Origin of the sequence: Caldisphaera lagunensis DSM 15908 (assembly GCF_000317795.1) — an archaeon.
Taxonomy (GTDB): domain Archaea; phylum Thermoproteota; class Thermoprotei_A; order Sulfolobales; family Acidilobaceae; genus Caldisphaera; species Caldisphaera lagunensis.
In genome coordinates, this window is record NC_019791.1 from 300,097 (window position 1) to 325,530 (window position 25,434).

Below are 25,434 nucleotides of genomic sequence, written 5' to 3' on the forward strand. Positions count from 1 at the left end.
ACTACCTGTACTGACTAGTATAAATTTGATATATTTAACAACTATTCTGGGAGCAAAATAATGAAAGGACCAATAATAATATTTGGGGCTGATGGTTATATAGGATGGCCATTAGCATTACATTTAGGAGTAAAGTATGATATACCAATAATATTAGCTGATAATTTTTCTACTAGAGCATTAGTAAAATCAGTTAAATCTGATTCATTAACACCCATAAAATCTATGTCAGAAAGACTGAAGGCTTATGAAGAAACTTTTGGTAAAGATAATTTAATTTTTGAGCCTGTAGATGCAAGGGATCCTGAACAAGTTGATCACTTAATTTCAAAATATAAGCCTGAGGCTGTCGTACATCTAGCTCAGCAGAGAAGTGCACCATTTAGTATGATTGATCAAGAACATGTATTATATACTGAAGTTAATAACGTAGTTGCAAACTTAAACATAATGTTCTCTATGATAAGGCATACCCCAGGAGCTCATTTACTCAAGATGGGTTCGATGGGAGAATATGGAACTCCTAATATTGAAATAACTGAAGGAGATATAGAAATAGAATATAAAAACAGAAAAACCAAAGTGATGTTTCCAAGAATGGGCCAAAGCTATTATCATTTAACAAAAATTTTTGACACATATAACTTGATTTTATCCAATAAGCTACATGGAATTAGGGCAACAGATGTAATGCAAGGTGTAGTTTATGGAACAAGAACTGATGAAATAGTTAATGAGGCGTTGGAGACAAGATTTGATTTTGATTCTACATGGGGTACTGTTATTAACAAATATGTTGTTCAAGCAGTTGTATTGAATGAATTACTTTTATATGGAAAAGGGAAGCAAACTAGAGGATTTTTATCATTATATGATAGCATAAACGCATTAACTTTATTGTTAGAAAACCCACCTAAAGAAGGGCAATACAGAGTTGTCAATCAATTGGATGAAATATATAATACAACAGAACTTGCAGAAAAAGTCATTGAAATAGCTAATGAGTTTGGAATAAAACCAAAGATAAGGACAATAGAAAATCCAAGAGTCGAGGCTGAAGATCATTTTTATGCTGTAGAACATAAAATATTACCATCTTTGGGATTTTACAGAAAGAAGAATATAAAAGATGTAATAAGAGAAATATTTGAAACTGTGATAAAATATAAATATAGAGCTGAATATGCTAAAGATCTTATTTATCCTACAGTAAAATGGAAAAATCTCAAAGATATGAAATCTTCAATTTTCCCAATGCCAGAGCAATATATGAAAGTATTAAGCAGGTCAGAAATTTTGAAGTACTTTGCACCTTCAATAGAGGTTTCATTAGGCGATATATGATGAAAGTAATGTTAGTATCAGAAATAGATGGTAGAACAAATAGATTAAGAAGAGGCCCATATCTTAGATATAAGTTTCATCCAAATAACATAGAATATACAATATTTTATGATATTATTCCACCATTTAAAAAAGCATCCCAATATGAATATAATAAAGATACTATGATTGCTACCTTATCGCGATTAATTTTAAAGGGTATATCTCAACCTATCCCTAAAGATGAGAAAATAATCCATTCATTCTTCTGGAACTTTTATTTATATTCAAAACCATGGGTTCATGAAAATGATGAGAGTCCGAGCCAATTTTTAGATCAATATTATGGAGGTAAGGGATTTACGTATAACGTAGCTCTCGATTTCCTAACATATTATTTAAATTCATCACCTTGCAGAGCTATTATAACATGGTCCGAATGGGCAAGAAAAGGCTTTATTAAAGATGGAGTTGATTCATCAAAAGTTGTTGTAATACCTCCACCAATGCAAATAAATTCAGAAAAAAGGATTAATCATAGAGATATTAACATATTGTTTATAGGAAGAGATTTCATTAGAAAGGGGGGAGATATAGCATTAAAAGTATTTTTAAAGCTTGCAAAGGAATTTGATAATATAAATCTGTTTTATGTAGGTCCTATACCTGGGAATATAAAGAAAATTGTTAATAACCATAAAAATATTTATCACTATGAAAAACTGAGCGATGATGAACTTTATAACAAAATAATGCCACTATCTGATATAACATTTTTACCCACTAGATACGATGCTTATGCTCTGACAATATTAGAATCAATGTCGTATGGAATACCTGTTGTGTCATCTAACATAAATTCTATAAATGAGACAATTACTCATGGAAATAACGGATTTGTTGGCAACTATGAAGAGGAATATGAAAAATATATTTCTGTTTTAATTACCAATGAGAATATTAGAAAATCTTTTTCAGAAAACAGCGTACAAGCTATTAAAGAAAGACATGATCCGGTAATAATAGGAAATGAATTGATTAAGGTTTATGAAAATGTAATATCAGGGTTTTAACTTTATGAGAAGGAATAACATAGGCTTTTTGTTCTTATCAACATCAATTGTAAGATTTTCTTCTATAATAGCTCAATCTGTAATTCCTTTATATATTAATTCATTCATAGCATCATCAAAACTTATTTCTATAGCGATAGCATTGTTATGGATATCCAATGGAGTAGGATCCTTATTTTCAATATATTTTAAAAAAATACATAATTTTCTAATAATAAGCTTTTCATTAACATCTCTAGGATTCTTATTTTTAGTTTTTAATAATAATTATTTTCAAATATACATCTCAATAATATTAATAGGGGTAGGACTAGGCTCAATATCCATATTACTAGCGCCTTCAATGCACCAGGCAAACAATAAGTTTGAAGGTATCGGTCTTTACTCGTTTGCCTTATCAATGGGTCTTATACTTGGCACTTTATTTTCATCAATAATCTTAACATATTTATCATTTAAGTTCATATTTATTTCTACAATTCTTTTATTAGTAAGTCCATTGATTTTTACTCTTAAAAATAAATATAATCCTATAGATATTAATATAAAATTTAAAATAAATAATTTATTTTCAATAATCCAAAACAAAAAATTTTTAAAATATTTAACCTTTAATTTCATTTATTCTCTAATATTGCCCTTAATAATTTCATACTGGGGAATATATGAAACAAAAACAATAGGTTTAAAGCCAAATTTAGTAATGATTTCCCTTTTTTTATTATTTATTTTATCATCATTAATAAGATTTGCATTAATAAAAATCAACGAAAAGGGTTTAATTAAAATGGAAATATTAGCAATTGCTATACTTCCATTGATATTTATTTTTTTAAATACAAATAATTTAATATTAAATATTACTGGACTTTTATTATTTTCAATACCGCATTCAGTTTTATATCCTTCCTTTTTGTATAAGGCGTTTAACTCTTTAGATAAAAATAATGTTGTTATCGGTAATATGATTTTTTCTACATCTTCTGGAGCTGGAGAATTTCTATCGCCATTAATTGCTTTAACAATTATTACTTACTTTAATATAAGCAAATTATTTTTATTTACATTGCCAATTCCAATTTTGCTTTTAATTTTCTATTTGCTTGCTTATAATAGTAAGGTGTGAGAGATTTGAAAAAGAGTCTATTTTTAACAATTGGAATAATAGTAATGTGCTTCAATTCATTGTATCAATATTCATGGAATGCATTATCTCCCTTATTAGCAAAAGGATTAAATGCCAGCATTGATCAAATAGCATTTGCATTTACATTGTTTACAATATTTTCAACTATCTCTCAAGTAATAGGCGGCTACATAGCTGATATAAAAGGTCCAAAGCTTATAGGTATATTTTCCTCAATTTTGTCATCATTGGGTTTTTTAGGTATATATCTAAGCAAAAACTTGATTTCATTTTATTTGTTTTGGTCTTTGGGAAGCTCTGGTGAAGGCATATTATATATGATAGCATCAAACTTAGCAGTTAAATGGTACCAAGAAAAAAGAGGGTTTGCAACCGGATTAGTTTCTTTTGGATTTGGTTTAGGTGCAACAATTGCTAACCCTTTCATAATATCATCAAAATCTTTTAGAGAACCTTCATTAATAATAGGCTTGAGTGAACTAATCGTTTTACCAATACTTCTTTATTTTTCAGAATATCCCACTAAGGGTATTTCTGGCTTAAAGCCAAGTATCGTTATTACTACTAGGAAGTGGTGGTTAATCTATTTTTCATATATTTTCTCTGTAGTACCTTTATTGTCTATGTCAAGCGCGTTGTCTTTTATTTCTAGAGAGGAAAATATTGAATTGCTAGCCGTTCTTATAAGTGCTTTTGCATTTATGAGTGGAGTGGGAAGACCTATAATAGGATTAATATCAGATAAGCTAGGAAGATATATGACTTTAATGATATCAATTATTTTAGTCATTATCGGCAGTATTTTGTTATCAATAAATCAAATATTTATTTCAGCTATAATAATTGGGTTATTTGATGGTGCTTTAATTCCTCTTTATTTTTCACTGATAGGAGATGTTTTTGGGGCTAAATACTCAACCTCAAATAATGGTATATTGTATACAGGAAAGGCAATAGCCGGATTATTAGGAGGCATTGTATTTTCTCTTATATTAATAAAAGGTATATTTATTAGTGGAATCTATTTATTTTCTTCCACATTAATTGGATTAGTTTTGCTATTATTATTAAAAATTAAATAATTATTCCTCTATTAACTTATAACTTATCATTGGATATGGTATTATCTCTTTAATGCTATAAACTCCAGTTAATAGCATAACGAGTCTATCTATTCCAATCCCAACTCCTCCTGTGGGAGGCATGCCATAGCTTAAGGCTCTTACAAAATCAAAGTCATATGGATGCGCTTCTTCATCACCTCTTTTCATCATTTCCATTTCCTTTTTGAATAATTCATCTTGTAAAACTGGATCATTAAGCTCTGTATATGCATTGGCCAATTCCATTCCAACTGCATATAATTCGAATCTCTCAACTAAACCAGGTTTACTTCTATGAGGCTTGCACAATGGTGTCGTTTCAATTGGATAATCGAGTATAAATGTTGGTTCTATAATATTATCTGCAACCAATTTATCAAATAGTTTTTCTATCATAAATCCCCTTATGTATAAATTACCTCTTGGTTTTTGACCTATTTCATCCAACATTCTTTTAAGTTCATCATCGCTTACAGTCTCTATATTTTTACCAATAGCATTTGACAATGCATCATACATAGTGACTTTATTAAATGGTTTATCTAAATCTATTTCATATTCTTTGCCATTTATTACCTTTTTGATTTTTGGTTCTTTCAAAACACTTCTAGCAACTTCCCTAATAAGATTTTCTGTTAGATTCATTATGTCTTTATAGTCTGCATACGCCCAATAAAGTTCCATTAGCGTATATTCTGGGTTATGCGTAACATCTATATCCTCATTTCTAAATACTTTGCCTATTTCAAATACCTTATTAAAGCCTCCAACTATGTATCTTTTTAAATAAAGTTCTAATGATATTCTCAAATACCAATCTTCATTTAATGCATTTACATGAGATTTAAATGGTTTTGCTAATGCCCCTCCGTAAACAGGCTGTAATACAGGTGTTTCAACTTCCATAAATCCTTGTTTATATAAATAAGATCTTATTTGTTGAATAATGTTAAATCTTTTTAACATTAATTCTCTTGCATCACTATTATATAAGAAATCCACATACCTATGTGCATACCTAAATTCTGGGGTTAATTTTGACCAATCTGGGGGTTCAATTAACGCTTTTGATAATAATGTATAATCCTTTATTCTTAATGTTAGTTCACCCTTCATTGTATAAAATAAATCCCCTTTAACTCCTATTATATCCCCCCTCCCAATAATATGAATAAATTCGTTATATCTTTCTTCTCCTAATTCGTTAACTCTTGCATATAACTGCAATTTTTCTCCTTCATCAAAAATATCAATAAATGAAGCTTTTCCATGCCTTCTAACATTGCCTACCCTGCCTACTGTAGATATGTTAAATAAGAAAGGTTCATGTGTTTTTTTATTTGATTTATTTGCTTCTTCTATGACTTGAGCTATAGTATGAGTAAATTCAAATTTTTGTGGATATGGATTTATACCTTTGGATCTTAATTCCTTTAAAATTTTAAGTCTTTCTTCATCCCATTCCACTTAATTTTCACCTATTCAAATTAATCTTTTTAATATTATAAGCTTTAATTTTATCTAATGAAGAGTAATTCTATTGTTATAAAAAGAAAAAAGGATAATTGTTACAATCTAACTTATTGCTGAAATATTAAAATAATATTAAATTAAATAATATAATAACTATAACCAAAATCTATATGAAAATTTATTAATCATAATCAAATAACCATAACTTGATAATAGAATGAAAATATTATTAATAAGCGATATACATGGAAACATAGAACCTTTTAATGAAATAGTAAAAAATGAAAATTTCGATGAAGTATTATTTTTAGGAGATGCAGTTGATTATGGACCAAAACCTGCAGAAGTAATAGATAAATTAAAAGAACTTGGAGCTAAATCAGTTTTAGGAAACCATGATAATGCATTAATTTATAATATTGACTGCATGTGTGGCGAAGCAACGCATTGGATCAGTGTTTATTTTAGAGAGAATTATACAAAAAAGATGGTGAATAGGTCTCAAATAGATTATCTTAAAAATTTTAAGATTAAACTTGAAATTGATATAGATGGGTTTGGTAAAGGATTATTAACTCATGGATCCCCATCGAATCCTTTATATGGATACCTTTATCCTTGGCTTAGTGATGATAACATAACTAAAATGTTATATAAAGAATTAAGATTAAAAAGTGATGAAAATAAAACCCCAAAATTAGCTTATGATATTTATCTAATTGGCCATACTCATTATCAATTTATGAAGAAAATTAATAATAGCATTATAATAAATCCTGGTAGTGCAGGAGAACCAAGAGATAATGATTATAGAGCAGCTTATGCTATCATTGATACTGAAACAAAAAACATAATTTTAAAAAGAATAAAGTATAATGTAGATAAAGTAATAAGAAATCTAGAGGATCTAAAGATACCTAATCCTTACCTAACTCATCTAAAATACATGTTCATTAATGGATCTGTATTGATGAAGAAATGAGATAAGAATTTTAACCACTTAATAGTGTATAAATTAGGAGTTGAAAATGAGAGCAATATATTTCAATTCCCATGGAGATATCGATGTTTTAAAATATGGAGAATTTGAAGATCCTAAAATAAATAGAGGAGAAGCATTAATTAAAGTGGAATATTCATCAATAAACAGAATGGATACATTGATAAGAAAAGGTTATCCTGGAATAAATATTCCACTTCCTCACATACCCGGAGTAGATTTATATGGGAAGGTTATAGATATTGATGACAATTCTGACATAAGTCCTGGAGATTTTGTTATAGCTAATACTGTATATGGCTGCGGCCATTGCGATTTTTGCTTACAAGGAAAAGAAAACATGTGTAACCAATGGAAGATGATTGGATTTCATATAAATGGAGCACATGCAGAATTAATTAAAGTTCCTTCAAAAACCTTAATTAAGGTTAAGGGTGATGGAGAAAAGCTAGGTGTCTCCCCTTTATCATTATCAATTGCTTGGACATCATTAGTAACAATAGGAAAGATTAAGAAAGATGATTTCGTATTAATTCATGGTGCTTCTGGAGGGGTTGGCATGTTCTCAATTAAAATTGCAAAATTATTTGGAGCAAAGACTATAGCTACTACAAGAAGTGTTGAGAAAGCAAAAATACTGAAATCGATAGGTGCAGATTATGTTATTGTAAGTACTGAAGAAGATGTAAAAAACAGAGTTTTAGAATTAACAAATAAAAATGGTGTTGATATTGTTGTTGATTATATTATTAATCCAACATTACAGACTTCATTAGATGTGACAAAAACTAATGGAAAAATAGTGATATTTGGATTTCTTGGTGGTAACACATTTGCAATAAATTGGCAAAAGTTCTATTTAAAGCATCTAGAGATTTATGGAACCCATAATTCATCAAAGCTAGAACTTAAAAATGCAATAAAATATGTGGAAAATGGAGAAATAGAACCTTATATATCAAAAACGGTTAATTTAGAATATGTAAAAGAAGGACACAAAATTATAGAAAATAATGATATCATAGGCAAGATATCGGTCAGAATTAAATAAAGGAAAAATTGAATTATTTGTTAATTTTTTTACGAAGAAATTCTGATAAAGGCATATTATTAATTTTAGGATTGTATTGTATAAATATTTCTTTCTTTTCCAAGATAGGGTTACTTAAGTAAATCAAAAATCCTTTTTTATAATTTTTTATTTCATTTATATCTGAATAATATATTATCAATTTCCTATTTGAAAGATCATTGATAATTTCAAGATGATCATTATAAAAGTTAATAAAATTATTAGCAGAGAAGACCCTTGATATTAAAGGAACCATTAATAAAAACAATGCAACTATGTAAGCTAATATTATGGAAAAATATGATATGAAAACCACAATTATAAATAATATTGCAAATAATAATAATGAAATTTTCATATAAGATTTGCTAGTTCTAATAGATAATAAAGGTTTTTCAAAATTATTTTTAGGCATTGCATTAATTGTATTATTCATTGCCCCGAATAAATAAGACAAATAAATTATTCCAAAGGTTAAATAATGAAAATCAAAATTTGCTATCAATTTACCATTATCTAATCTTAGAGTACCAACAGAAGAATTATATTTATCTAAAATAACAATATCATTACCATACATTAAGTCTAGTGTTAATAATTCAGATTTTTTATCAGGCTTAAGAGTTTCAGATTTATAGGAAAGAATTAAACCTTTTCCTTTGCCAACTAAAATATTATCTTGATATATTTTATATCCTCTAAACCCTAGCTTTATAACAAAATTATATTCCGGGTTACCAATAACATTAATTTCCTTTTCCTCTATGTTAATTTTACAACACTCTTTTTCATCAATAAATATTTTTGAATCTTTTAGTTCGATTTTCAAAACTTTCCCCATATATTAAATGAGAAAAAATTTTTATATACTTAAAGTATAAACGATTAAGATCTAGCTTTATAATAGGTTATAACATAGAATGAATTATGATTTCAAGGCTTTAGAAGAGTGAAGATAATAAAAATTCCAGTTATCATCTGATATGGGAAACAATTACTTATAAAAATATTGTCAAACAAATTATTCATCCTAAGCTTTAAATTAATGTAAAATTAAAATTAGTTAAATCTTGAATAATTTTTCCTTCCCTTCCTTCATTCTTATAATATAACTCATTGGTATTAAGTGGTATCCTGTTCTTGCAATCATTTCATAAACAATTTCATAACTTGCTCTTTCTAATAACCAAAATGGTAACGAAATCTCAATCTGTGTAAAGTTCTCCTTTATTGGATTAGATATATTATTTAAATATTGTGATAAAATTTCCTTAGATGAGATGTATTCCCAATTTAAAATATCATCATTTATTAAATCTAATGATTCCCCAATACTTGTTCCATGTAATAGCTGTAATGCCATTACAGCAGTATAGTCTATACTTCTAAATAATGCTGCTAAATCCCTTTCAGGCATTTCCTTTTCTAGTTTATTGGCCGGATATTTATATGGCTCACCTTCAAAATCTGTGAAATAAACATTATTATTTGAGACTATTATTTGATATAAATGTAAATCACCATGGATTCTCATTAATTGTCTTCCAATTAAAGCCTTTAAGTCTGGTTTTATTAAAGATAGAAGTTCTTCTATTGAATCCAAAGACTCTAACGCAAAACTTTTTTCGTCTTGATGCAAAATATCTAAATTGGATCTAATCCATTTTTCTCTCCATTCTATTCTATTAATCCATTTTTCTATTATTTTTTCATTCACTACTTCACTCTTGCAAAAATCATCCTTACATTCCTTTAAATAATTATGTAAATTTGCCAAGCTCTTTGCAATGTTATTACCTATTATATCCATGTTTTTAATTTTTTTAATATATCTAATAGCTGAATTTACATAATATGTTGCAGCAGGTTCTCCCTCAATATATTCAGTAATCAATCCATAATAATAGTTATTATACTTTATTGAACAATAATACTTAGGAATGTTAACATATCCCACATCGGTCAAATACTTCAATATTATATCTTCAATATTATCATCTTCTAATCTCTTGTTTATTTTTAATAAAAACTTGTCATTATATTCATTAAATATTTCATAAATAGCAGATCTATTTCCATAAGTTATAGGCTTTACATTTATAACTTTACCGATATTATTTTTACATGAAAAATTGAATAGATTTATTTTATTATCTAACAAATTATTCAAAAATTCCATGTTTTCTTCAGCTAAAATGATGTTAGAGGATCTACTTAATAAAACAGAAAATAATGTTTCATTACATCCTCTCTCATTAACCAAAACATATCCATTTATATCGTAACATTCACTATCGATATATTCACAATTTAGTTTCCATTGTTGATTATTTACATATTTTAATATTTCAGGTGAACATTTCACTAATTGTTACACCATTATTATTATTGCCAATAGATTTTAAAAAATTATTTGAAAGTTTCTATTGTTTGATTCAAGAGTTTTAACATGTTATTCCCATAGTTATTATTTGAACCTAACAATATTAGATAATTTTTATAAATAGCAAGAATTGAATTACCTACTTGAACATAGCTAATATTTCCCATTGTATATGTCAAATTATTAGAATATAGACTTGCAACAGCCTGAATATCTTGTTTTAAAAATGGAATACCATTATTATTTGTTTCTAGAACTTCAATTGCTATTACATTGCTAGAATTGCTTTTTTCTGAATAAAGGGTATAGCTCTCTAGGAGTGTATAATTATAAAAGGCATTGCTGTAAATATTAGGATAACTAGATGCAGGATTTGATGTAATGGTACCATTAACATACGAAATTGTAATAGTGTCATTATTATGATTTATTAAAATATAACCTGATTCATTTCCTATCACATTCCAGCTTCCTCCAAATATATTCCCTATTTCATTTGGATCTACATAGCCTGGATATAAAGATAAACTTGTTGTTGGGGTACCATGCTTATATATTCCATAATAGTAAGCCCCTATAGAAATAGCTACCGCTACTACGACTATTGCAATAATTACAGACAATTTCATTTCCAAATATTTTCACCAAAATATTATTGCAGGCAAAAGTTTATAAGTTAAATTGATAATTAAGTTTTAATAAAAATTAATATAATCAATATCTTTATCATTTCTTATAAATTAAAATGTGATATAAAAATTAAGGATAATGAATTTAACATAATAGAGATAAAACTAACTAATATTTTAAAATAAAATTTAATAAAATATCATAATATGGTCTAATAAAGATGCTATTTTTAATTGTTAACCCCCCGGTTAACAATGTAGATAATTTTTAATTTAAATAAAGTAAACATAGAATTCCTCATCTTATTGAGTATTTATTAAATACAAATATGTCTTTAGGAACTCAGCATGACTCCATAACAAAGGTGTTACTGAAACTGGGGAACCATCAAAAGGACTAATCTGTTCTGGCAATAATCCTGTTGGCGTTGAAACGCCTTCTACCCATTTAATTAACTTTCTTGCCTCATCTAGTTTCTTTATTTTAACATAGTATTGAGCTAACCACATTGTAGTAATAATCCAAGGGTTTCCTGGTATATTTTCATAGTTTCCTTGCAACCTTTGGTAATAGTCATTTTCGTATCTAGCAAGACCACCTGTTGTGTTTACCCATAAGGTTTCTTTTATCTTATCAATACTTGAGATAACTGTTTCATCATTCGGATCTAATACGTCAAAAATTGTTATACCCATTATGCTTGAATCAACTGTTTTATCATAATCTATTATTTTGCCATTATCTATAATTATGCTCTTATAGTATACTTTCCTTTCTTTATCAAACATATGTTCTTTTAATGATTTAATCATATCCTTATAAACTCTTCCCCATTTCTCTTCATTATTCCAATCGCCTAAATACTTCGCAAGCAATGATGCAGATCTTAATCCGGCTATTACCGATGAAACGGTATAGGTATGAACACCTAATCTTTCTTCCCATAAATCATAAGACATTAATGGTAACTTCAATTTTTCATCTATGAATTCTGATAAAAAGTTCGCACCATTTTCTATCGTTTCATAATAATCTCTTAAAGAATCAAAATCCTTGTTTTGTATGAAATGGATATAATATGCATATAAAGATGTTGAAGTTTCATCTTCCTGTATATTAAGAGAATTTTTAGTTTTAGAAGTCCATGGATGCCATGTGCTCCCATAAGTTCCATCAGCATTATATTTTTGATATAAGTAACCTTCATCTGTAAATAATTTATTAAATAACAAGTCATAATATTTATTTGTAAAAGAATAATAACCTGCTATATCTAAAGATATTGCCGTTAAAGAGGCGTCTCTAGGCCATATGTATGCATATGTATCTAAGTTAAATTTCAGTATGCTTGTGTCCAATGAGGCAGGAATTTCTCCGCTTTTTCCTATATGACCTATAATTATAGCTATGCTTTGTTTTACTAGCTTATTATCAAAAACATCTGATAAATCTTTCCAATATCTTATATCTCTTTCCATATGCTTATTTGCTTCATTTTTAATTATTGTCAGTTTATTTAATACATCCTTATAATTATTTCCCGCAATAATATATACATAAAAGTCCTTCGATGCAATTGATATCGCAGAATCTACAGATCCTTGAGAAATTGGATTTTTTGATAAAATACCATCATTACAATCATTTATTACTGTGCCTTGATCTCTTCTCCCAGTTGTATATTCATATAATTGTTGTGAAGATGAAACAAGAAACCAAGTATTTTGTTTATAGTGTATAATCGAGTCGCTTGAGGGATCATAAAGAGCTGTATCACCTACATCATTTCCATTTAATCTAAAATCATTGTAAAATATAACCCTGTATAAACCATCTCCATTTATTTTAACCTTTCTAATAATGGCTGGGTGAGACATGGATATAACGTCTCTTATTTCAACGTTTGTTCCATCCTTTATTGCCTTAACGCTTACGCTTAACCCTTCCATACTTATTGTTTTGTCCCAAGATTCAAGCCATTCAAAATTTCCATCTATCCAAATTCCCACTCTAAACAATCCATTTAGAGATTGGTTATATTGCTGTCCAAGATATGGATAATAAATGGATTTTATATAAAAATTTGAATCATAAAGAGCAGCAATTTTTCCATTACTTAAAAAACCTAATCTCATGTTCTCATTCTCAACTATTATTAATTTAAAATAAACTTAAAAATTTATAGTTTATAAATTATTACACAATTTTTTACAATTTAAAGCTGGTAAACTTGATTTAATTCCTTCAGAATATGCATAAACATTATGGGGATGTATGCTTTCTAAGCTAATTGCTTCCGCTTTTATTACAGTATTTTCTGGTAATGATTCAGTTAAACATCTTAAACCTCCAATAGCATCTCTAACAACATCTTCCACAAACTTTGGATTCTTATGAGCACTTATAACCAAATTCGCTTCTTGCATCCTCTTAAGCAATGTAAAAGATGGTGCAGAAAAGGCATTTGATAAACATCTTGCAATATCTTCAATTCTTATTATATAATTTTCTTCAGTTTCTATCGTACCATAAAGTAATACTTTTTGACTATGGCTTGGAGATATTGTGTTAGAATTAATTATAGATGAAATTGTTGATTGTGCGCTTGGACATGCAGTCATTCCATATAAACCTACTGTTATAGACCATCTTTTATGATTTAAATCTCCATCTACACTTATTAAGACATCTACTGGCTCCATTTCTGATAAATCATTGAATTTAATTTCTACCCCATATCTTGTTTTAGCCTCTACCCTTGCCGTTTTTGCATATGAATGCAATCTTAATAGTGAATTATGAATCTTTTCCAAATAATATTCTATACTTTTCGCCTTTGTTGGAAATTCCATATCTTCTGGCAATGCTTCTACATTCCTAGATAAATGCGCACCTTTTTTATCCTCAGGTATTTCTACATAAGCATTAATTTCTAAATCAATCGGCATAACACCTAAAGGAGATTCGATATAAGCTCTTTTCCATAAACCTTTGAAACCAACCCTTTTTATTGGAATTGTATAATTTGGCTTCATATCTTGTATTTCCAAAAGATTCACCCTATTTCTATCTCTGCATAAACAATTGGATAATCTAAATTAAATTTCTCTAATATGTATGGACTCACTTCTCCGAAAGATCCAATAATTTTGTTGTTTACAATAATATCAGCAGATCTTCCTTTTATTAGGTATTTGCTTGTTGATTCATTTATTTTAAATTCAATATTCAATAGTTTTAATAAAGCATACACAATAGATTGCATATTTTCATAAGATAGGCTCTCATCCATTATAGCTATGCCTAACTTTTCCTTATCTATTGGAATATTATCTATTTTTTCAACAACTTTACCTATTTCGAATATCTTAATTGGTTTACTAGACTTAACATTGTTCTTCATAGCCTGAATTATTGAGATAAATAAATTAGGCCTTAAAGAATTGAAATCTGCTGTAACTGGGTTTAAGACTTCAATATAATTCCGTTCTTTTAGATCTACAAGATTTTTTAAGCTTACCAAGGTTAATGATTGAATTTCTGTAAAACCTAGGCCTATCATTATATCCCTTATTTTTCTCTTAAGCATTGTTACATCCATTAACGATCCCTTAAGCATAATTTTAGGTCTATTTGGTATAATATTATTGTACCCTATAGACATAGCTATATCTTCGATAAGATCGACTTCACTAATTATATCGGCCCTAAATGGGGGAATAATAACCTTTAATTTTTCTTCACTAATCTCAACATTATATCTCATTCTTAATAAATGATCTGCTATTTCATTTTCACTTAATTTCTCCCCTAAAACATTGTTTACATAATTTTTATTGATTATGATTTCTTCTTTTGACATTAAAGGAGTAATTTTTGTTTCTTTCTTATTTATAATTTTAACCCTACCTATCTTTACATCATCTCTTTCTGCCAAATTAGAAACAATGATATCCATTGTTTTGTTAACATAGTAAAAATCTGTCCCAGTGACATCTATAAAAAGATCTTTAGTTTTTTCTTCTAATCTAGTTATGTTAGAATTTATAACTGGAGGTAATGATATTATTTCATTTCCAGAAATTATTGCTGGATGCTTATTATTTAAAAGGCTAATATCTCCATATTTAATCCCTTGCTCTGTTTCTTTTAATACTTCTTCAATTGTTTTATAATCGTTTGAATTTAAAGGAATCATTTTAGTATCTATTGGGACATCTTTATAAATAAGCTTATTAGAAGGGATTTTGCTAAGATCGTGAATCCCTATTGCGACCTTTTTCCTTTTTCTCCCAATTCCTTCGTGCAATTTTTCCTGAAACTGAATAAGTTCAATCAAAAATTCATCATCTAATTTTACATTATATAATATTGCGGCTGAAATTATTGGCCTAGAAATTGGTTCTTCGTTTATTAACTCAAAACTAGTATTTTCAATATAATAATTTTTAAATCCTTTTTCTTTATTACTTAACCCTTTTACAGCTCTAGCTATACCTTCACCTATATACATATCTGGTCTGTCAGGATTTATCTCAACCTCGAGTTGGTTCTGTTCATTTATGTTAGTTTCACATTTTAAAGAAAAAAGTAATTCCCTCAATGAATTCATGTCTAATCCAGTTAATTTTAAAATTCTATTTGGATTAAATTTTAAAACTGGCATTGTTTTCACCTTGCCTTAAATGATCTTAAGAAATCATAGTTTGTTTCATATAACAGTCTTATATCGCTTAAACCCAATCTCGCCATAATTAGCCTTTCTACTCCCATTCCCCATGCACCAACTTTATAATCTATATTAGCCATCTCTAATACTTCGGGCCTAAATAATCCCGCTCCAAACAATTCAATCCATTTATCATTTATTTTAGCATATCCTTCAACGCTTGGTTCTGTAAAAGGGAAATAACCAGGCTTAAACTTGATTTCTATTCCTAATCTATCTCCAAACTCCTTCAAAATACCTAATAGATCCCTAAAATTATAATCGTAGTCTCCCATTATTCCATCCAATTGATGAAATTCTGGTAAATGAGATGCATCTATAACATCGCTTCTATATACTTTACCTATTGTAAAGAACCTTACTGGAGGCTTGGGTTTACTTATCAATAACCTAGCAGAGACTGAAGTCGTTTGGCTTCTTAAAACATATCTAGATGAAATTTCTGGGTTAAACTTATACTTCCAACCACGTTCATGTACACTTGATACCCTATTTATAATCTCCTTCATGTTATTTAAATCAGCATATCTTGGATCCTTAATCCAAAGCGTATCATGGATTTCCCTTGCTGGATGATCTTGAGGTTGAAATAAAATATCAAAATTGAAAAGCTCTATTTCTATTAATGGACCTTGTACTTCTTTAAATCCTAACTCTTTCATTATATCTTTTAATTCTTCTATGAACTCAACAAAAAAGTGTTTTCTAGCAGGATACACAATTGGGGGTTCTGATCTTATATCATATTCTCTTAATTTTAAATCCTTCCATAAACCTTTTGCCAATAATTCATGACTAATCTTTGACGTTAACAATTCAACCTTATTTATTGCATCTTCTCTTACTATAACCTTAACTTCCTTAATATAATCTTCCTTTATAAGCCCCCTAGATATGAACTCTTTTTCCAAGTTTTTATCAAAGCTCATGTTTTTTAATGAATCTACAATGCTATTAACCTTTCTTATAGCATCATCAAAATCTACTTTTAATGTCACCTTGCCATCATTTAAATCAATAATTTTCAGTTTCTTTCCTTGCCCAATTGCTATATTTGTTTCCTCTCCTAGCTTTTCTTTAACAAAATTTATATCAAGGGATTTGTTATCTTTTAAAAATTTTATTAGCTTTTCTTCTGGTAATCCTTCCTCTAATGCCTTTTTGCCTTTTTCAGTTAATCTTAATATTTTTTTATTAGTTTCAATAATTTCTAACAATTTTTTTGATTCAAGTAATCTCAATATACTTGCTAATTTGCTCTTATCTATGTTAAGTATTTTTTCCCCATCTTCAATGTTAAATTCTTTTATTTTTTTATTGCTTAAAGTCTTTAAAATATAATATTCGCTTTCGCTCACCCCTATCTTTTCTTCCCCCAATTTTTAAACACCTTAATTCAATATATATCCTTGAATTTGTCCTATTAAATTATTTTTATCCTGTTATAATTTACTTACTTACTTTTAAATTTATTATGATTATCTTATTTAAAAAACTTTGATAGAAAGAACAACAAACCTCGCCTTTTCAAGGAGGGGTAAAGTTTTTTTAAGTTTCTTTTCAAAATTTATTTGTGGTATCCATGTCTGGTCAATCTACTAAGATGTGGAGTGAGAGATGAAATACTCTCACAATACTAGATGTGGGTACTACACGTACTGTATCAGTTCGTCTTCTACCAAATGGTTCACAAGAAAGAAAACTAAGAAGGTGTGCAGATGCATCTTCCTCTTTATTTAATGAGATCAATTATGAGAGGAGGCAACAATTCTTGGTAAGGTAGATTTCAAAGAAACGTGGAATAAATACTATAAAAAATATAAAAGCATACTTAAAACGAACGCGCAAGCAGTTATACAGAAAAATAACGAAGCATGGTCATCATTTTTCCCTCCTGAAAGATGGTATAAAAGCCTCACTGCCAGGGTATTGGAAAAAGGAAGGAAAGAGAAAATTAATCCTAGTAGTTAGACAAGATTGATACATCGTAGATATAGAAAATTACAAGCTAGTGTTAAAGGACTTTAATTTAGAGATTCAGTTTGCTGGTAAAGTGAGATGGTTTGGAAAACAAGGTAGGCTGGAGATTCATTATGACGAAACGAGAGGAAGATGGTATGCATACATTCCAGTTGAAGTTGGCATTATAAAAGCAAGAACTGGAAAGAAAAGCAAGTATATAGTGAAGGGGGAAAGGAAAGAGGTTTAACTTTATCAGCCAAAGGGTAACAAAGTAGCTTCAATAGATTTGAGTATAAACGTTTTTGGCTAGTGTTGTAGTTAATGATGGTACCTGGATTCTCTACAAGAGCTAAGGAGGATTATTTCTATTTCCAAAAAAACAGAGGCTCAATCCCTAGCTGATAAAGCGAGAAACATTGGGGGGTTTGATGCTTATGAAGAGTCAAGAATTGAGAAAAGCAAATTATACAGAAGACTTATTCATTTATATAGGAATTTAACATCTCATCTAATGAAGACTTTGCACAAGATAAGGGTAACAAGTTCACATCAAATATGTGGTCTTATTCTAAACTTTTCAAAGCCTTACTGTTGAAAGCTCAAGATTATGGCATTAAGGTTTTAAAGGTCATTGAATACAACACTTCTAGAGTATGTGCTTTTCATAATGTTGAAGTTGAGAGAAAGCCCCAAGGAATAATAACATGCAAGATGGGACATAAACTACATTCAGACTTGAATGGTGCAATAAACATTATGAAAAAAGCAATAGGAAAAATGGTAAAAGAAGTGAAAAAGCCCTTATCTTTCTTTGTTGATCATAATAGAGTAGCTCCCATAAAGGAGAGTAACACCTAAGACCTCAGTGGAATCCTCACCCTTTAGGGCGGGGAGGAGGTCAGAATATGTTAATCTTTTAAGTTTTCATTTATAACCCTATAGGCATTTTCCCATAATACCTTATCGGCCTTCTCTCCCAAATATTCTTTTAATTTATTTATTTGAGATATTGATTCAAAACCATTGATTGTCTCTTCAATACCTAAAAAATCGGTCCCTATGCCAATATGATCCCAACCAAAGGTTTCTCCTAGCTCATTAATAACTTTAAGATAACTCTCAAAGGTCTTCTCTGGTAAAACTTTATACCATGCCATAACACCAATTATTCCTCCAGTTTTTATAACTGCTTCTATTTCTTCATCATCTACATTTCTTGGATGATCCTTCATTTTTCTATATGCAGTATGTGAAACTATAACTGGCTTCTTAGTTATTTGCGTAACATCTAAAACTGTTTGCTTAGATGCGTGAGCAAGATCTATTATTATGCCTAAATCATTGGCTAGTTTTACTAATTCTTCTCCTTCTCCTGTTAAACCATAATCTTTTTTAGACATGCAAGATGCTGCGAATTTAGTATCATAATTCCATGTTAAACCTAAGGATTTAAAGTTAAGCTCTTTTAATAAAAGTATATCATAAGGATCATTTAACACATCAGTTCCTTCTAAGCTAATAAGAAACTTTATACCTTTTTTATTTAAATCTTCCTTATTTCTTATAATTTTTACCATACCTTCCTTTTCTAATCTATAATATATTTTAACTTGATTTATGAGAGATTGAAAATACATTTTCGAATATCCAAATATAGACTCCATAGCAGGAAAGACAACAGAGAATATCATGACATCATCAAAATTTTTTAATTGGGTCAAATCTGATTGATAATTTCCATTAATCAAATCTTTTCCTAATGATACAGAATAACCAAAATCTTCATGCATATCAACAAATCTCATAAATATATCCCTTAATATTAGTATATCAAAAGATAAAAAAGGTTTTCTATTCTTATTAAATCAAATTTATTAGAATTAAGATATTTGTTATTAAGAATTATGAAAATTCAATCAATTAAATAATTAGCCTATAATAATTAATATTAAATTATTCTTATGCTATATCGGCATTTGATTCATTATCAAGAATTACTCATTTTAATTTATTCTTTTTTAACTCAATAATTATGAAAACTTTTATTTTATTTCTTTACTCTCTCCCAAGATTCTATTTCACCTTCTACAATTTGAAATATAGGATGAACTTCAATCATTTTAATGTCTTTTATTTCCTCATATTTGTTTATATCTCTCGATTTAAGTTTTTTTAGAAGGTGATCAAATTCGTATTCGACTTGTTTATTTGTTACTAATAATTTCTTTTCTATTTTTTCTGATTTTACTTTATTTTTATTGAAATTATATCCTCTCCTTTGGGCTTCTAAATAAATTTCATAGAGATAAGCATTAATATATGCAATCGGGTTTTCAGATTTTTTAAACCTATCAAGCTGGGGATGATTTATATATCCTTTAGTTTTTCCTTCTAATACACTTTTTGCAAGAAGACCTTCTCTCCAAAGGGCAAGAAGACCTTTTGTATCTAAATATTTGGGATGAATAGACCATAAACGCATTTTATATCACTAAATCATAGTCTTTAAGTATTTATAACTCATCTAATTATAAAATAAATAAAACAAAATTTAAAAGTTTTCTTATATGATTTACTTTTCAAAAGTTTATTTGGGATAAAATATTAAGTAGTTTTAATGGTATGTCAGAAATTTATTGTTGAGTTTAAGGATTTCTTAATCTTTTTTATAATAAACCTATCTTATAACTTTGATCGTAAGCCATTGATATTCATATGATTTTCATAATATTCTTATTTTTTAATTATAAAATAAATGTATAACTATAATTCACATTTGCCTACCATTTCTTTATTTATAACAAAACTTTCTAATGTAAAAAGTCTATACTCCATCTTCACTGGCTTAACTAGAATTCCACTATTTTTATAATGTTTCACATACGCAATGTTATCATACAATGAAACCAATGGAAAACTATATATATCTTTGTATTTTCCATTAACAATATAAAGTCCTGTTATGCTATTGGATGATCTTTTATTTATTAAATTTAGTTGAAGCATATTGAAAAGTTGCTGATCTCCCAATAAATTATATGCTAAATCAAGAGTTAAATCAATAATAATCGCTGGTTTAATATTTTCTTCTTGCTCATTTATGACATCAAAATAATCATTCAATGAAAATATATCCAAATCCATACCTAAAACATAGATGTTATTCATTATGTTTTCAATAACATCCTTCCCTAATGACATACTATTTAAGCATTCATTTAGTTTCTTCTTAAACTTATCAATATCACTAGATATAACCCTTATAATTGTTTTTTCTTTTCCACTTTGTAAAAAAGGATTTCCTAACAAAGCACCATAAATTCCTAAAAATATTAATCCTTCTCTATCAATTTTAGGATCTACCATTATTAAATTTTGTGTTCCTTTATAAAAAGCAAAAGTGGCGTCACCAAGACCAACTTTATATATTGTATCAGATGATTTTTGATTATGAGTTTTAAAATATAGCAAGGATATTAATTCTCCAGATTTAATCCGAAAAGGTATATCACCAATAGATATATCCGATCCCCTAAACTTCTTAATTTCCATTACCCTAACAATTCTACCTTTAACATTTAATACCTTTAATTGAATTATTACATCAACTATGAATTCTTCTACTCCATATCCAAACTTTTCTTCACCATATGGAATTTCTTCTGTTAATATTAATGTTTTATTGCTTAACTTTGAAAGCCTGTAAAAGAAGTTATGTATTAATTCTCTTACTTCAACTTCGTTCCCAAATGCCTGGAATATTGGCGTAACACTGTCTATAACAACCATACTCACATTATATTTTTCTGAATAAGATAATATTTGATTTAGCAATTCATATACAGAATCCTTGTTAACTAATGTTATTCCTTCTATATAATAAAATTTATTTTCATTTTCTAATTTTTCGAAATCAACACCTAAAATCTTTAAGTTTTTAAAGTAATCCTTTTTTACTTCGCTCATATTTAAATATAAAACTGAACCTCCATTATTGACTATTTCATCTAATGAAAGCTTTGATGCAATAATTGTTTTACCTGCTCCTGGATTACCAACAATTAATATTACATTCCCTTTTTTAATTGGACCAATGAAGTTGCTTAAACTAGTTGTTGAATTGCCTTGATATTCTTGCATTAGTTTGCACCATGTTATTATAAAATATATCTACAATTTTAAATATATAAGTTTTATTTTATTTAGAAGTTAATTCTAGGTCAAATCCTAGTTGCTTTATTATATTTAGAAATTCTTCATTCCTTAAGCTAAATTTCCCTTTATCACTCATATATTTAGCTAAAAGTCCTTGAAAACCATTTTTACCTATATCAGCCATATAATCTAATAAGAAATTCAGATCTTTTTCACTATAATCATTATACCTGTTTTCATGGATTAGATAATTTATTGGTAATCTTTTCCTTAAAGAAGGCGATTCGTCAGGAATTCCTATTATCAAACCAAATAGAGGATATGTCCTTTCGGGAAGGTCTAAAATTTCTATAATCTCTTTTGGATTATCTTGAACGCCGCCAATAAAACAAATACCATATCCTAAAGATTCTGCAGCAATAGCCATTCTATCAGCTGCTAAAGCTGCATCTATTGCAGCAAAAATTAATGGGACAAAATCATCTTTAGCCCTATTGATTTTTAAGTGTTTCATTAATGCAGTATTCCTATATAAATCTGCCAAAAATATAAAGAATTCCTGTGCTTCTTCTACATGCTTTTGCCTTATTAATTCTGCTATTTCTTTTCTTTTTTCTCTATCTGTTATCCTAATTGCAGACCATAAATGCAATGATGCATCTGTAGGAGCCCTTTGAGCTGATTCCATAATCAGCTTTAAATCTTCATCAGGTATACTAACACCAGTCTTAAATTTCCTAATTGATCTATGGTTTAATATTACTTTAATTGTTTCTGTCTCCATATATCTCCCCATTAAAGGATAAATTTTCGAAAGTTTAAGGATTATGTTCTATATTTTTACTTGTTGTCAAACTATAACAAAGGTTTCATGATTCATAAATTTTACAAATTTTTGATGTCTATTATATGCCTAAATTCGCAAACTTAAACCGTCATTATCCTTTTTATATTAATAGAAAATCTTTTATTCATACAATGATTAAGAAAATTTAATTATATCATTTATTTTTAAGCTGAATAAATCATGCGACTATTAGTGAAATGCTAGAATTTACTGTATATCATAAATAAAAATAGCAAACATCAAAAATTATCTTTTTATATTTAGACGAAATTAGTTTAATATCAAAACAAGATTAATATTATTAGGAAATTTTTTATTTTTACAATACATTTAAATTAAAAAATAAGATTTTGCCATATAGTTAAAAGACCCTCTTTTTTAAGTTGACTTTCTCATTATAAACGATTTTGCTTTCATTATGTTATAACGTATAATTGTTCTTTTAATCTATATAAGATTAATTATTTATTAAAATTTAATTCCTTTATTAAAGACTAATATAAGTATTCCCAATAGTTTTCTATATCATGGCTCTCTTTGCATACATTATTTACAGGATTCCAAACACTTCCTTTTTCATAATAATGAATTAATTGTTTTAATGCCATATATATAGTAATATGGCTTGTTTCTTTGCTAGGCCCTGACATATGCGGGGTTAATAATAAATTATCCCTGAATTTATTATTAAATAAAGGTGAATCTGGCGGTAAAGGTTCTGAATCAAATACGTCAAGTCCAAACATTATGTCATTCCTTTTATTAAGGGTTGAAACTATATCATCTGTTTTTAATACCTTTCCTCTACCTAAACTTATAAGAATGCTTCCTTTTTTCATGCTCATTAACAAATCTTGGTTAATTAAATTTTGTGTTTCTTTATTATATGGCAATGTCAAATAAATTATATCTGATTGCTTAAAAATTCTTTCAAGGCTTGCAGGTTCAGCCTTTAATAGTATCTCAATTTCTGGCTTCCTTTTCCTAGAATAATAAAGTATTTTACCTATCTTAAAATTACGCAAATAAGACAATATTAAAACCCCTATCCTTCCCATACCAATTACTGCAACATCCTTATTCCTAAGCAAATTCCCAGTTAAGAAATAAGGGAATTCTTTCCATTGTCTATCCCATACATACCTATCTCCTTGAACTATCTTTTTTAATAATGAAATTGTCATTCCAATGGCATGCTCTGCAACTGAATGAGCTATTGCTTCTGGTTGATTAGCGACACATATCCCCTTTTTCTCTGCATATTCTACATCTATATGATCATAGCCGCTGCTAGTTGCAATTATTACCTTTAAATTTTTTGCTTTATCTATTAATTCCTTATCAAAGTTAATAAAAGTTAAAAGAATGGATGTAGCATTATCTATATTTTTTTCTATCCATTCTCTATTAGCAATCCTTTCTTCAGGAAGTATTGGTTTAATCTCTTTCGATTTAAGCAACGAAACCATATCATCACTTAATCTCATTGTTGAAAGCATTATTTTTTCCATTTGTATCACATAATTTATAAAAAACTACTATTAAATAAATTTTTCTATAGACTTTCTTTAAATAACTGATTCTTGGAAATAAATTCCATTATTTTATTTATATCTAAAATTTTTGGCCCGTTTGGGTTTACATAGGAAATGACCTCATCTTCATAATCTACTGGATATAGTCTTTCTCCATCAGCTTCTATAAAAAACGATTTCTCCATTAAAATTTTATTTCCAACATCAACAATTTTATAATAATTTATATCTATATTTTTTACAACTCCAGGCGATGCAATTGCTTTAATTTTGTATTTATTCCCATTGAAATTTATGTAAACAAATTTGCTAGAATTACATCCCATATCGTATATTAATCCACCAATAGAAGCAAGACCTATAGATGTTGGTTTCCCATAAATAACTACAGAATCTATTATCATTGATAAGTCTATTATACCTGTCCCTTTATATTTATAGTTAGTTGTAGAAACATCGACTAATGCTATTGATTTGAATTCTTTATTAATATAAATATCAATCTTATTTAAATTACATAGTCCTTCTTTAATGTTATAATTAATAAAATAGCCTGCTGCTAAACCTGCAACAGTGCCCTCAACTAAATATGGAATTGTATTATTCGTTCCAGTTGATAATGGAAGATAAGGTATATCTATTGACTCCTCAGCTGCTGCCCTAATAGTCCCGTCTCCACCAAGCAGTATTATCAACGGTGAATTTTCTTTTCTAAAAATCTTAATAGAATTTTTTGTGTCATTAAAATCTCCTTCAGGATCAATATCTATGATTGATAAATCTACACCTTCGATCTTCAAATCCCTTATCAAATTGTACGCTATACCTAAATAATCCGGCATCACAGCTATATCATTAATACCTGTTGATATTAAACCCATAATTACACTTTTTATTATTCTGAGTTTTTGTATACTATCCATAAATTGAGCATTAGAAGTTAGCCTTCTAGCATCGGTTCCTGAATTAGGATTTATTATAATTCCAACTGGTCCTGGCATT

At 28.2% G+C, this 25,434-nt stretch carries 23 protein-coding genes; 9 read left to right on the top strand and 14 right to left on the bottom strand.

The features are described 5' to 3' along the window. Positions 1-60: 60 nt before the first annotated feature. From CALAG_RS01380 to CALAG_RS01395, 4 genes are read left to right on the top strand one after another with little or no spacing between them, the layout of a single operon-like run. Positions 61-1,344, top strand: a complete 1,284-nt coding sequence (locus tag CALAG_RS01380; protein ID WP_015231962.1) for an NAD-dependent epimerase/dehydratase family protein — start codon at positions 61-63, stop codon at positions 1,342-1,344. Next, a complete protein-coding gene (locus CALAG_RS01385) occupies positions 1,344-2,396 on the top strand; it encodes a glycosyltransferase family 4 protein (RefSeq protein WP_048816659.1) in 1,053 nt (350 codons plus the stop codon). Before CALAG_RS01380 ends, CALAG_RS01385 begins: the two co-directional genes overlap by 1 nt. 4 nt (positions 2,397-2,400) lie before the next feature. Beyond that, on the top strand, positions 2,401-3,522 hold the full coding sequence (locus CALAG_RS01390) for an MFS transporter (protein ID WP_015231964.1): 1,122 nt from the start codon (positions 2,401-2,403) through the stop codon (positions 3,520-3,522). Between the two features lie 5 nt (positions 3,523-3,527). Continuing rightward, a complete protein-coding gene (locus CALAG_RS01395) occupies positions 3,528-4,625 on the top strand; it encodes an MFS transporter (protein WP_048816660.1) in 1,098 nt (365 codons plus the stop codon). Here CALAG_RS01395 and lysS read toward each other — a convergent pair whose 3' ends face one another. Beyond that, positions 4,626-6,113, bottom strand: a complete 1,488-nt coding sequence (lysS, locus tag CALAG_RS01400; RefSeq protein WP_015231966.1) for a lysine--tRNA ligase — start codon at positions 6,111-6,113, stop codon at positions 4,626-4,628. Positions 6,114-6,336: 223 nt separating this feature from the next. Between lysS and CALAG_RS01405 the strand changes: the two genes are divergently transcribed. Together CALAG_RS01405 and CALAG_RS01410 are read left to right on the top strand one after the other, a co-directional pair. Next, positions 6,337-7,101: a metallophosphoesterase family protein gene (locus CALAG_RS01405; RefSeq protein ID WP_015231967.1), complete on the top strand. Its 765-nt coding sequence runs from the start codon at positions 6,337-6,339 to the stop codon at positions 7,099-7,101. Between the two features lie 46 nt (positions 7,102-7,147). Then, complete coding sequence (locus tag CALAG_RS01410; RefSeq protein ID WP_015231968.1) at positions 7,148-8,170, top strand: zinc-binding dehydrogenase; 1,023 nt, start codon at positions 7,148-7,150, stop codon at positions 8,168-8,170. A gap of 13 nt (positions 8,171-8,183) precedes the next feature. Here the strand turns inward: CALAG_RS01410 and CALAG_RS01415 are convergent, their stop codons facing one another. The 7 genes from CALAG_RS01415 to pheS all read right to left on the bottom strand — a co-directional run bounded on the left by CALAG_RS01415 (position 8,184) and on the right by pheS (position 17,312). Next, complete coding sequence (locus CALAG_RS01415) at positions 8,184-9,020, bottom strand: hypothetical protein (protein WP_015231969.1); 837 nt, start codon at positions 9,018-9,020, stop codon at positions 8,184-8,186. Between the two features lie 234 nt (positions 9,021-9,254). Beyond that, positions 9,255-10,556, bottom strand: coding sequence for a hypothetical protein (locus tag CALAG_RS01420; RefSeq protein ID WP_015231970.1), 1,302 nt, complete (start codon positions 10,554-10,556; stop codon positions 9,255-9,257). 44 nt (positions 10,557-10,600) lie between these two features. Further along, positions 10,601-11,209 (bottom strand): hypothetical protein, encoded by a 609-nt coding sequence (locus CALAG_RS01425; protein WP_048816661.1) that lies wholly within the window; start codon positions 11,207-11,209, stop codon positions 10,601-10,603. Between the two features lie 297 nt (positions 11,210-11,506). Further along, complete coding sequence (locus tag CALAG_RS01430; RefSeq protein WP_015231972.1) at positions 11,507-13,339, bottom strand: glycoside hydrolase family 15 protein; 1,833 nt, start codon at positions 13,337-13,339, stop codon at positions 11,507-11,509. A gap of 51 nt (positions 13,340-13,390) precedes the next feature. After that, positions 13,391-14,254, bottom strand: coding sequence for a GTP cyclohydrolase I FolE2 (locus CALAG_RS01435; RefSeq protein ID WP_048816663.1), 864 nt, complete (start codon positions 14,252-14,254; stop codon positions 13,391-13,393). Between the two features lie 5 nt (positions 14,255-14,259). Next, positions 14,260-15,870 (bottom strand): phenylalanine--tRNA ligase subunit beta, encoded by a 1,611-nt coding sequence (pheT, locus tag CALAG_RS01440; RefSeq protein ID WP_015231974.1) that lies wholly within the window; start codon positions 15,868-15,870, stop codon positions 14,260-14,262. 5 nt (positions 15,871-15,875) lie between these two features. Then, positions 15,876-17,312, bottom strand: coding sequence for a phenylalanine--tRNA ligase subunit alpha (pheS, locus tag CALAG_RS01445; RefSeq protein WP_015231975.1), 1,437 nt, complete (start codon positions 17,310-17,312; stop codon positions 15,876-15,878). A gap of 263 nt (positions 17,313-17,575) precedes the next feature. On the opposite strand from pheS, the gene CALAG_RS07895 reads away from it, so the two are divergent. The 3 genes from CALAG_RS07895 to CALAG_RS08005 all read left to right on the top strand — a co-directional run bounded on the left by CALAG_RS07895 (position 17,576) and on the right by CALAG_RS08005 (position 18,753). Then, positions 17,576-17,716, top strand: a complete 141-nt coding sequence (locus CALAG_RS07895) for a helix-turn-helix domain-containing protein (protein ID WP_157463146.1) — start codon at positions 17,576-17,578, stop codon at positions 17,714-17,716. Between the two features lie 270 nt (positions 17,717-17,986). Beyond that, positions 17,987-18,142 (top strand): hypothetical protein, encoded by a 156-nt coding sequence (locus CALAG_RS08000; protein WP_216475975.1) that lies wholly within the window; start codon positions 17,987-17,989, stop codon positions 18,140-18,142. Between the two features lie 344 nt (positions 18,143-18,486). Continuing rightward, positions 18,487-18,753 carry a zinc ribbon domain-containing protein gene (locus tag CALAG_RS08005; RefSeq protein ID WP_216475976.1) on the top strand — a complete coding sequence of 89 codons (267 nt, stop codon included), beginning with the start codon at positions 18,487-18,489 and terminating at the stop codon, positions 18,751-18,753. Between the two features lie 50 nt (positions 18,754-18,803). Here the strand turns inward: CALAG_RS08005 and CALAG_RS01455 are convergent, their stop codons facing one another. The 6 genes from CALAG_RS01455 to CALAG_RS01480 form a co-directional block, all read right to left on the bottom strand. After that, on the bottom strand, positions 18,804-19,700 hold the full coding sequence (locus CALAG_RS01455; protein WP_015231976.1) for a dipeptidase: 897 nt from the start codon (positions 19,698-19,700) through the stop codon (positions 18,804-18,806). 242 nt (positions 19,701-19,942) lie between these two features. Then, the gene (locus CALAG_RS01460) at positions 19,943-20,377 is read right to left on the bottom strand and encodes a pyrimidine dimer DNA glycosylase/endonuclease V (protein ID WP_015231977.1); all 435 of its coding nucleotides are present in this window, start codon (positions 20,375-20,377) and stop codon (positions 19,943-19,945) included. 281 nt (positions 20,378-20,658) lie between these two features. Continuing rightward, positions 20,659-22,035: an RAD55 family ATPase gene (locus CALAG_RS01465; RefSeq protein WP_015231978.1), complete on the bottom strand. Its 1,377-nt coding sequence runs from the start codon at positions 22,033-22,035 to the stop codon at positions 20,659-20,661. Positions 22,036-22,093: 58 nt separating this feature from the next. Next, the gene (locus CALAG_RS01470; RefSeq protein ID WP_015231979.1) at positions 22,094-22,834 is read right to left on the bottom strand and encodes a nitroreductase family protein; all 741 of its coding nucleotides are present in this window, start codon (positions 22,832-22,834) and stop codon (positions 22,094-22,096) included. Positions 22,835-23,391: 557 nt separating this feature from the next. Continuing rightward, positions 23,392-24,408 (bottom strand): 2-hydroxyacid dehydrogenase, encoded by a 1,017-nt coding sequence (locus CALAG_RS01475; RefSeq protein WP_048816664.1) that lies wholly within the window; start codon positions 24,406-24,408, stop codon positions 23,392-23,394. Between the two features lie 44 nt (positions 24,409-24,452). After that, positions 24,453-25,433 carry an NAD(+)/NADH kinase gene (locus CALAG_RS01480; protein ID WP_048816665.1) on the bottom strand — a complete coding sequence of 327 codons (981 nt, stop codon included), beginning with the start codon at positions 25,431-25,433 and terminating at the stop codon, positions 24,453-24,455. Position 25,434: the final 1 nt, after the last annotated feature.

Bases quoted from the DNA above. Each gene is read 5' to 3' on its own strand.
- CALAG_RS01475 (WP_048816664.1), bottom strand. From the start codon at position 24,408: ATGGAAAAAATAATGCTTTCAACAATGAGATTAAGTGATGATATGGTT.
- CALAG_RS01405 (WP_015231967.1), top strand. From the start codon at position 6,337: ATGAAAATATTATTAATAAGCGATATACATGGAAACATAGAACCTTTT.
- CALAG_RS01465 (WP_015231978.1), bottom strand. From the start codon at position 22,035: ATGCAAGAATATCAAGGCAATTCAACAACTAGTTTAAGCAACTTCATT.
- CALAG_RS01380 (WP_015231962.1), top strand. From the start codon at position 61: ATGAAAGGACCAATAATAATATTTGGGGCTGATGGTTATATAGGATGG.
- CALAG_RS01410 (WP_015231968.1), top strand. From the start codon at position 7,148: ATGAGAGCAATATATTTCAATTCCCATGGAGATATCGATGTTTTAAAA.
- CALAG_RS01430 (WP_015231972.1), bottom strand. From the start codon at position 13,339: ATGAGATTAGGTTTTTTAAGTAATGGAAAAATTGCTGCTCTTTATGAT.
- CALAG_RS01460 (WP_015231977.1), bottom strand. From the start codon at position 20,377: ATGCGTTTATGGTCTATTCATCCCAAATATTTAGATACAAAAGGTCTT.
- CALAG_RS01480 (WP_048816665.1), bottom strand. From the start codon at position 25,433: ATGCCAGGACCAGTTGGAATTATAATAAATCCTAATTCAGGAACCGAT.
- CALAG_RS01390 (WP_015231964.1), top strand. From the start codon at position 2,401: ATGAGAAGGAATAACATAGGCTTTTTGTTCTTATCAACATCAATTGTA.
- pheT (WP_015231974.1), bottom strand. From the start codon at position 15,870: ATGCCAGTTTTAAAATTTAATCCAAATAGAATTTTAAAATTAACTGGA.
- CALAG_RS01455 (WP_015231976.1), bottom strand. From the start codon at position 19,700: ATGAGATTTGTTGATATGCATGAAGATTTTGGTTATTCTGTATCATTA.
- CALAG_RS01385 (WP_048816659.1), top strand. From the start codon at position 1,344: ATGAAAGTAATGTTAGTATCAGAAATAGATGGTAGAACAAATAGATTA.
- CALAG_RS01470 (WP_015231979.1), bottom strand. From the start codon at position 22,834: ATGGAGACAGAAACAATTAAAGTAATATTAAACCATAGATCAATTAGG.